We start from the raw sequence: 8,904 nt of genomic DNA, 5'->3' as shown, positions 1-8,904 counted from the left end.
CCCTGTAAGAGTAGGACGTGGCCGGGCAAGGATAGAAGATAACCGCAATTGGTTATCTTCTTTTTTGTGTTTTATAACAATGATTTGGGAGTTAAAGAGCAGAAACAAGGTGGAAGATAACCAAAAACCGGTTATCTTCTTTTTAGTATTAGGCGAAGAAGCTATTTTCTTAGTATCATACTCCCGGAGAAACACCCTCTGAACGATTTGCGGGTCTAAATGGAAATTTGCGAGTCTAAATTATGAAATTATGGGTCGAAATCGAGATTTACGGGTCAATATCCAAATTTGCGGGTCCAGCACCTTACCGGACTCTCATCATAGTCATTTTCCGCAGATCGAGCTGCCACAAAAACTCTATCGAATAATTTTACAAGCAAAAAATCATAATTACAGACAAATAATCCAATAACACAGGCGAAAATCCAGATTTACGGGCAAAGCCCCGACCCTAATGCCCCAATCCCGTCCCCGACCCCAAACTAGGCCACCCGTATCCCTTCCAAATACCATCATGTTTAACCCCCAACCCAAAGGGAACTACTTGAATATGCTTTACGAAATTTTACAACAAGGAGGGATTTTATTGCTGAAAAAGACTATTCTAACTCTTGGACTGATTTTATCAGTTGCTGGGTGTTCTTCTGGTGATAAAGAGGAGAGCAGCGGCCGTGACTCGGCGGGTGCAGAAGCAATATACAAGCAGAATTGTGCGAGTTGTCATGGACAGAACCTTGAAGGATCTAGTGGACCTGCTTTAAAGGAGGTCGGTAAGGAATACAGCAAGGATGAGATTTTGGAGCAGATTAAAGACGGCGGAGGCGGAATGCCAGCAGGACTTATAGGCGGTAAAGAAGCTGAAAATGTGGCCTCGTGGCTCTCAGATAAAAAGTAAAGCAGAAGATCGCTATCGGCGATCTTCTTTATGTTACACTTGATAAAACCAAAAATGGGGGCGGTATAGATGGATTCACTTCATTTTGACACAAAAACAGTACATACATCAGCAAACAAGCCGAAATCAGTCAGTAAGATTACACCTATCTATCAAACATCAGCGTTTGCTTTTAAGGATCTGGACGATCTTGAGGACTATTTCAGAGGAAAGAATGATTACCTTTACACTCGTATGAACAACCCGAACAACAATGATTTTGCGGAGCGTGTTGCCGCTCTAGAGGGTGCTCCTGCAGCAGTTGTAACGTCTTCGGGTATTTCCGCAATTTTAGTTGGCGTTTTGGCAGCAGTTAAAAATGGCGATCACATTGTCGCGTGTGAGGATCTATATGGCGGGACATACCAGCTGCTCGCACATGAACTTACAGAGTTCGGAATCGATACGAGCTTTGTTGATTTTTCTGATCCTGAAGCGATACGAAAGGCGATACAGCCGAACACGAAGCTTTTATATTCTGAGTCTGTTACAAATCCTTTGTTGCGTGTTGAAAACATTGCAGAACTTACGGCGATTGCAAAAGAGCACAGCCTCTTAACGATGATCGATAACACGTTTGCGACGCCATATGTGCTCCAGCCGTACAGCAGCGGTGTGGACTTAATCGTGCATAGTGCGACGAAGTATATAAACGGCCATGGTGACGTGACGGCAGGAGTCGTTGCGGGCGGAGAGGAACTCATCGCTAAAGCGAAAGCGAAAATGATTCATCTTGGCTGCAACCTTGGACCGTTTGACGCTTGGCTTGCTTCACGCGGGATCAAGACGCTCGGATTAAGGATGCAGCGTCACCTGGAGAATGCACAGGCACTTGCGGACAGCCTTCGCGGCTTAGAGGGGGTAAAGAAGGTTTATTACCCTGAGTTTGTAAGCGAGCGTGGAAATGGTGCAATTGTAACGATTGAGCTTGCAGAAAACAGTATTGTGGAGCAATTCTTTAAGTCGCTCTCATGGGTGAAAATCGTTCCGTCGCTTGCCGGAGTGGAAACTACCGTCTCATATCCGCTTGGCACATCGCATCGTTCTGTGCCGCCAAAAACGCTTGAAAAGCTTGGGATCAATCAAAATGTTGTACGAATCTCAGTCGGAATTGAGGAAAAAAGAGACATATGCGCTTTGTTTAAGAACGCGGTAAAAGAATCACTTAGAAAGTAAGTTTGTCAGCGTATGTCGAATCGTGGTAATATATCTATGTTGAAAGCGCTTCATTTTAAACACATCAAGGGAGGACATACGTATATGAAGCCGAATGAGCAATTACACCGTGGCTTGGAAGAGCGCCACATAACACTGATGTCACTTGGCGCGGCCATTGGCGTCGGGCTTTTTTTAGGATCAGCATCTGCCATTAAGATGGCGGGGCCAGCGATCCTTCTTGCTTACGCATTAGGCGGAGCTGTTATGTTTATTATTATGAGAGCATTGGGTGAAATGGCGATACATAAGCCAGTCGCCGGATCTTTCAGCAGATATGCAAAAGATTACCTCGGACCGCTAGCAGGGTACATTACTGGATGGAACTACTGGTTCCTTTGGGTCGTAACTTGTATGGCCGAAATTACAGCCGTCGGTATCTACATGGAGATGTGGTATCCAGACACGCCGCGTTGGATTTGGGCGCTTGCTGCACTCGTGATCATGGCAAGCATAAACCTTATCGCGATCAAAGCGTATGGAGAGTTTGAATTCTGGTTTGCTTTAATTAAAATCGTTGCGATTGTCGTGATGATTGCAACTGGTTTAGCAATTATTTTATTCGGATTTGGAAATGGCGGAGTAGCAACAGGAATCAGCAACCTTTGGGAGAACGGCGGATTCGCGCCGAACGGGTTCCAAGGAATTCTGATGTCCATGCAGATGGTCATGTTCGCGTTCCTAGGAATTGAAATGATCGGGGTAACAGCCGGAGAGGTTAAGAACCCAGAAAAGTCATTGTCGCGCGCGATCAACACTGTTTTCTGGCGTATCCTTATCTTCTATGTTGGTGCACTATTCGTTATCATGGCGATCTACCCTTGGGATCAGATCGGAACGACTGGAAGCCCATTCGTACTAACATTTGAAAAAATCGGCATCGGACAAGCTGCCGGAATCATAAACTTTGTCGTTATTACAGCAGCTCTTTCAAGCTGCAACAGCGGTATCTTCAGCACAGGACGCATGCTGTTCAACCTTGCACAGCAGAAACAAGCGCCGGCTGGATTGAAAAAAGTCAGCAAAAGCGGAGTACCTTCCGTTGCTGTTCTAACTTCTGCAGCCGTTCTTTTGATCGGTGTTGCACTGAACTACTTGTTCCCGGAAAGCGAAGTATTCGTCTGGATCACAAGTATCTCAACGTTCGGTGCAGTATGGACATGGGCGATGATCTTGTTATCACAGCTTAAGTTCAGAAAGAGCTTATCGCCGGCTGAAAAAGCGTCATTGAAATTCAAGGCGCCATTCTACCCATACGGCTCGTACATTGCACTAGCATTCCTAGGCCTCGTAGTCGGCCTGATGGCATACTTCCCAGAAACACGCATCGCCCTACTAGTCGGCCCACTTTGGCTAGCAGGATTAACAGCCGTCTACTACGCAAAAGGCTTCAACAAAACAGCACCAACAGACAACCAAAAAGCAGCATAAAACAAGAGCACCAGGTCAATACTAACCTGGTGCTCATCTCTGTTTTCAGGAGAAGTATTAACTAAAAACACTCAACTTAATAAAAACACTTGCAAACCTATGGAAGAGTATGCTATATTTAATATTGTCCTTAAGACCTCTTCGAAAGCATCATTGCAGGGGTGGAGCAACGAGCGTTACATCATGTATACGCTGCGAGTTGTTTCGACGCATAAACCTCTAAGAGTAATCTTGTAGAGGAAGAAACAGTCCGCTTCGGAGGAGTAACATCATCCGTAAGCTATATCATTGTCGCGGGGTGGAGCAGTCTGGTAGCTCGTCGGGCTCATAACCCGAAGGTCGCAGGTTCAAATCCTGTCCCCGCAACCAAATTTATTTCATGAACTGCGTCGGATAATCATCTGGCTCATGAAATATCAGTAGTGCCGTTTAGGTGCAACCAATTATTTTTCACGGATCCGTGGTGTAGTGGTTAACATGCCTGCCTGTCACGCAGGAGATCGCCGGTTCGACCCCGGTCGGGTCCGCCATTTATATTTACTTTCAGATACGAAACAGTGGTTTCGTGTTTTTTTATGTCCAGACTTGTTATAAACTATATGATAGAACGAAAACCTTAGGACAGCATAAACCTAAGGCTTTTTTATTATGAGATACTTATTGAAATGAGGGCGCCGCGATGGAGGACGAGTTCGGTTTTATCCGTAAGATCACCCCTAAACAGCATCATCAAGAATCCCTGCAAGAAGGAATCGGCGATGATGCGGCCATTTGGCGCCCTATAAAAGACAGCGAACAGGTTGTGTGCCTCGATACGATGACAGAAGGCGTTCATTTTACACGTCGGACGATGAGCCCAGCACAGGTTGGGCATAAGGCGCTGGCTGCGAATTTAAGCGATTTGGCGGCGATGGGAGCTGTCCCTGAGTTTTATCTCGTATCGATCGCTATACCGCCTTCATGGAATGAAAATGAACTGCGGGAAATCTATGAGGGAATGGACAGTCTTGCCTTGCAATATAGCGTAGATCTGATCGGCGGGGATACGGTTTCGACAGAAGGTCCGCTCGTGGTTTCGGTCACTGTTATCGGAAGGGTCGAGAACGGTGTCAGGCTGCTCAGGAAAAATGCCCGAGCGGGAGATGTTGTGTTCATTACTGGCGTACTCGGGGAATCGGCGGCAGGGCTGTCGCTTCTGCTGAATAACAAATTATCAGATGACGTTAAACCGCTTTTAGCTGCTCACCAAACGCCGATGCCTCATATAAAAGAAGGCCGGCTGCTTGCGGGGTTGAAGCAACGCATTGCGCTCAACGATGTCAGTGACGGGCTGGCTAGCGAGCTGCATGAAATCGCCGAACCAAGCGCTGTATCCATTGAAATAGAACGGGATAAACTGCCAGTCAGCGAGCACCTTGAAAAGTTCAACTCTGAACAGCAGCTGAACTGGATGCTGTATGGCGGAGAGGATTATAAGCTGGCTGGTACAGCTTCACTTGAAACATTTGAAGCAATGAAACAGCAGTTTGAGGAATGTGATCTGCAGATTTTTCAGATCGGAAGAGTAACAGAAAAACAGTCTGCTTTTGTTTACATAACAGACAGCAACGGGAAAAGAGCACTTGAAAAGAAGGGCTACAATCATTTTAAAAAGTAAGGAGGAAGAGCCTTGGAGACTTATACGATAAAGACGGATTCGGCTGAGGAGACAAACCAGCTTTCGTTTAAGCTTGGAACGCTCGTCCAGCCTGGCGATGTGCTGACGCTTGAAGGCGATCTTGGCGCTGGGAAGACAACGTTTACCCAGGGGCTTGCCAAAGGGCTTGGTGTGAAGCGCAACGTGAATTCGCCGACTTTTACGATCATGAAGGAATACAACGGGCGTCTTCCTCTCTATCATATGGACGTGTACAGGCTCGAGAATTCAGATGAGGATCTCGGGTTTGATGAATACATTTACGGCGAAGGAGTCTGTGTCGTCGAGTGGGCACAGTTTATCGGTGAGTATTTGCCGGACGACAGGCTTGCGATTGTGATCCGCCATAAAGGGGACACAGCGCGGGAAATCGAACTGCAGCCTGTTGGCGAGCGGTACATCAAGTTATGTAAGGAGCTTTTATCATGAACGTTTTGGCGATTGACACATCGAACCTTGTGATGGGTATCTCGGTCTTGAAGGACGGGATCGTGACAGGGGAAATCATCACGAATTTAAAAAAGAACCATTCGATCCGGCTCATGCGAGCGGTGGACGAGCTGATGAAGGAAACGGGTACAGCGCCGGCTGATTTAGACCGAATCGCTGTGGCGCAGGGACCGGGTTCATATACAGGAGTCAGAATTGGTGTGACAGTGGCCAAAACACTTGCCTGGACGTTGAAAAAGGAGCTTGTCGGTGTTTCAAGCCTTGAGGTGCTGGCACAGAACGGGAAGTACTTTGACGGTCTTGTCGTGCCGCTTTTCGATGCACGCCGCACGCAGCTGTTTACAGGACTTTACGGACGCGAAGATGGCGAGTTTAAGAACTTGGCTGCAGACCGCATTATCCTGCGCGCCGAATGGCTTGAGGTGTTGAAGACGTATAATCGCCGTGTGCTTTTTATCGGAACCGATCTGCCGCTGCATCAAGAAGCGATTGCGGATGCGATGGGTGATCTCGCGGTGTTCGGGACTGCAGGAGACAATATTCCGAAGCCATCAGAGCTTGCCCGTTTAGGCATGGAAAAAGACCCTGAGGCCGACGTGCATGCATTTGTGCCGAGCTACTTGCAGCTGGCTGAAGCTGAAGTAAACTGGCTCAAGGCGCAGAATAAGCAGGTTTGATATGAGTGTGAACATGGAAAACATCACGTATCGAATGGCGAAAATATCGGATATTGAAGATATAGTCGGGATCGAGCAATGCTCGTTTGCAACACCTTGGACGGCAGAAGCATTTCATAACGAGATCGTTGGCAACCAGTTTGCGCATTATATGCTTATTGAAGAGAACTTCCAGACGATCGGCTATTGCGGCGTATGGGTCGTCATGGACGAAGCGCATATCACGAATATCGCGATACTGCCGGAACACCGCGGCAGAAAGCTCGGAGTGGCGCTGCTTGAGCAGGTGATGAAGCTTGCGAAGCGATACGGTGCGGCGACGATGACATTGGAAGTTCGGCTAACCAACACGCCGGCAAGAAAACTGTATGAAAAGCTCGGCTTTCAAAACGGGGGCATACGAAAAAACTATTACAGTGACAACGGAGAAGATGCACTGGTCATGTGGGTGGAATTATGATGGATGAACTGATACTGGCGATCGAAACGAGCTGTGATGAAACAGCCGCTGCGGTCATTAAAAACGGAAGAGAAATCGTCTCGAATGTCGTATCTTCACAGATTGAGAGCCACAAACGCTTTGGCGGCGTCGTTCCTGAAGTAGCGTCACGACATCATGTGGAGCAGATGACACTTGTACTTGAGGAAGCTCTAGCGCAGGCAGGCTTGGAGCCAAGTGACCTGACGGCTGTTGCAGTGACAGAAGGACCAGGACTTGTCGGCGCGCTGCTGATCGGTGTTAATGCGGCAAAAGCTTTTGCGTTCGCACACGGCTTGCCGCTTGTACCGGTGCATCATATCGCTGGCCATATATACGCGAACAGACTTCTGACAGAGATGGAGTTTCCATTGCTGACGCTGATCGTGTCCGGCGGCCATACGGAGCTTGTATATATGAAAGAACACGGCTCGTATGAAGTAATCGGGGAGACACGGGACGATGCAGCGGGCGAGGCGTATGATAAAGTGGCACGCACCTTGAACATGCCTTATCCAGGCGGTCCACATATCGACCGTCTAGCGCAGGAAGGCGAGCCGGTTATCGACTTGCCGCGTTCCTGGCTCGAACCGGGAAGCTATGATTTCAGCTTCAGCGGCTTGAAGTCCGCAGTTATCAACACTGTGCATAACGCCACTCAGCGCGGCGAAACGATCAAGCCGGAAGATCTGGCAGCGAGCTTTCAAGCGAGTGTAGTAGAAGTGCTTGTGGAAAAAACGTTCCGTGCAGCTCAAGAGTACGGCGTGAAGCAAGTGCTGCTTGCTGGAGGCGTTGCCGCGAACAAAGGACTGCGTGCAGGATTAGAAGCACGGTTTGCCGGCTCACAGTATGAGCTGATCATCCCGCCATTATCGCTATGCACGGACAATGCAGCGATGATCGGAGCAGCTGCGAGCATTGAGTATAAAAAAGGCAAGAGAGCTGATCTGGCGCTGAATGGCGTACCAGGATTGGATTTAGAGGCTCAATAAAATAGAGAAGAGCGGTTCCTTTAAGAGTAGGAATCGCTCTTTTTATTTAATGTGGATAAGTTATCAGCAAGTCTGTGGATAATGTGGAAAACGAAAAGAAAGACAGCAACCGCAAAGATTTGAAGTTGTGCACAAAATCCACAGTTTCACGTGTTAATTCTGTGGATAAAGTGGATAACTCATGTATAACTCACAAAAAGCTAAGTTTTTTCCGTGTTTTGGTTGTGGATAAGTTTTTTTGAGATAAATTTGGGGATTTTTTAAAGGGGGGTCCGGTACGCGGTGCAAGGCGTACCGCGTGTACCGGACCCCAGCTAGCCGAGACCTGGCACGAGGGATCAGGACCCGCAAATGGTTATTTTCGACCCGCGCATTTCTTTAAGGCTTTTTTCGAAAAAAATTATTGCTTTTAAATAAACCTAAGTTAAATTCCCTTTTTATGGTATTGTAGTTACAGTAGCATATTACAGCGGTTTATTTATTAGGAGGAAGCATGATGCAGAAAAAAGCTTTAGTAATCATTGATATTCAAAATGACATAACTAAGAATTACAAAGATATCATTGACAATATTAACAAATCGATTGATTGGGCGGTTGAAAATAATATTCATGTTGTTTATATAAGACATGAGAATTTATCACCTGGTACGAGAACTTTTAAAACAGATACACGAGGTGCCGAATTAGTTCCAGATTTGAAAATAGTATCAGAAAATGTTTTTACAAAATATAAAGGAAACGCATTAACAAGTGAAGGATTCGCAGACTTTATTCGTATAAATGAAATAGACGACTTTTACATCACTGGAGCAGATGCTGTTGCTTGTGTTAAGTCAACTTGCTATAACTTACGTAAATCAAACTATGGGGTTAGTGTGCTATCAGATTGCATTACCAGTTATGATAAAAAGAAAATTGATGATATGGTGGACTATTATGAAAGTAAAGGATGCAAGATCATTTGTTTGAATGACTTATTGATTCAAGATCCAGAATTAGTATAGTTCAATTAATATTAAGGTAATGTTC

10 protein-coding genes and 2 tRNA genes are annotated in these 8,904 nt (G+C 46.4%); all 12 read left to right on the top strand.

Annotated elements, in window-relative coordinates:
• Window positions 1-202 (top strand): hypothetical protein (locus CGZ90_RS20980; protein WP_205727420.1); only part of this gene is annotated, 202 nt, incomplete at its 5' end.
• A 384-nt stretch (window positions 203-586) separates the two neighbouring features.
• Window positions 587-895, top strand: coding sequence for a c-type cytochrome (locus tag CGZ90_RS17835; RefSeq protein WP_379675204.1), 309 nt, complete (start codon window positions 587-589; stop codon window positions 893-895).
• Between the two features lie 69 nt (window positions 896-964).
• On the top strand, window positions 965-2,110 hold the full coding sequence (locus CGZ90_RS17830) for a trans-sulfuration enzyme family protein (protein ID WP_094253890.1): 1,146 nt from the start codon (window positions 965-967) through the stop codon (window positions 2,108-2,110).
• 84 nt (window positions 2,111-2,194) lie between these two features.
• A complete protein-coding gene (locus tag CGZ90_RS17825; RefSeq protein ID WP_094253889.1) occupies window positions 2,195-3,580 on the top strand; it encodes an amino acid permease in 1,386 nt (461 codons plus the stop codon).
• Between the two features lie 292 nt (window positions 3,581-3,872).
• Window positions 3,873-3,949: transfer RNA gene (locus CGZ90_RS17820), tRNA-Met, on the top strand.
• A gap of 85 nt (window positions 3,950-4,034) precedes the next feature.
• A tRNA-Asp gene (locus CGZ90_RS17815) sits at window positions 4,035-4,110 on the top strand.
• A gap of 149 nt (window positions 4,111-4,259) precedes the next feature.
• Complete coding sequence (gene thiL / locus CGZ90_RS17810; protein ID WP_094253888.1) at window positions 4,260-5,237, top strand: thiamine-phosphate kinase; 978 nt, start codon at window positions 4,260-4,262, stop codon at window positions 5,235-5,237.
• 12 nt (window positions 5,238-5,249) lie between these two features.
• Window positions 5,250-5,705: a tRNA (adenosine(37)-N6)-threonylcarbamoyltransferase complex ATPase subunit type 1 TsaE gene (gene tsaE, locus CGZ90_RS17805; RefSeq protein ID WP_094253887.1), complete on the top strand. Its 456-nt coding sequence runs from the start codon at window positions 5,250-5,252 to the stop codon at window positions 5,703-5,705.
• The gene (gene tsaB, locus CGZ90_RS17800) at window positions 5,702-6,403 is read left to right on the top strand and encodes a tRNA (adenosine(37)-N6)-threonylcarbamoyltransferase complex dimerization subunit type 1 TsaB (protein WP_094253886.1); all 702 of its coding nucleotides are present in this window, start codon (window positions 5,702-5,704) and stop codon (window positions 6,401-6,403) included. The genes tsaE and tsaB overlap by 4 nt, the downstream gene beginning before the upstream one ends.
• 1 nt (window position 6,404) lies before the next feature.
• A complete protein-coding gene (gene rimI / locus CGZ90_RS17795) occupies window positions 6,405-6,863 on the top strand; it encodes a ribosomal protein S18-alanine N-acetyltransferase (protein WP_240515476.1) in 459 nt (152 codons plus the stop codon).
• Window positions 6,860-7,873 carry a tRNA (adenosine(37)-N6)-threonylcarbamoyltransferase complex transferase subunit TsaD gene (tsaD, locus tag CGZ90_RS17790; RefSeq protein ID WP_379675205.1) on the top strand — a complete coding sequence of 338 codons (1,014 nt, stop codon included), beginning with the start codon at window positions 6,860-6,862 and terminating at the stop codon, window positions 7,871-7,873. Before rimI ends, tsaD begins: the two co-directional genes overlap by 4 nt.
• 493 nt (window positions 7,874-8,366) lie before the next feature.
• Window positions 8,367-8,879 carry a cysteine hydrolase family protein gene (locus CGZ90_RS17785; protein ID WP_240515475.1) on the top strand — a complete coding sequence of 171 codons (513 nt, stop codon included), beginning with the start codon at window positions 8,367-8,369 and terminating at the stop codon, window positions 8,877-8,879.
• Window positions 8,880-8,904 lie beyond the last annotated feature (25 nt).

It is taken from the genome of Fictibacillus aquaticus (assembly GCF_002245695.1).
GTDB lineage: Bacteria > Bacillota > Bacilli > Bacillales > Fictibacillaceae > Fictibacillus > Fictibacillus aquaticus.
The sequence above is the reverse complement of the archived record's forward strand: the minus strand, read 5'-3'. Positions and strand labels throughout refer to the sequence as shown.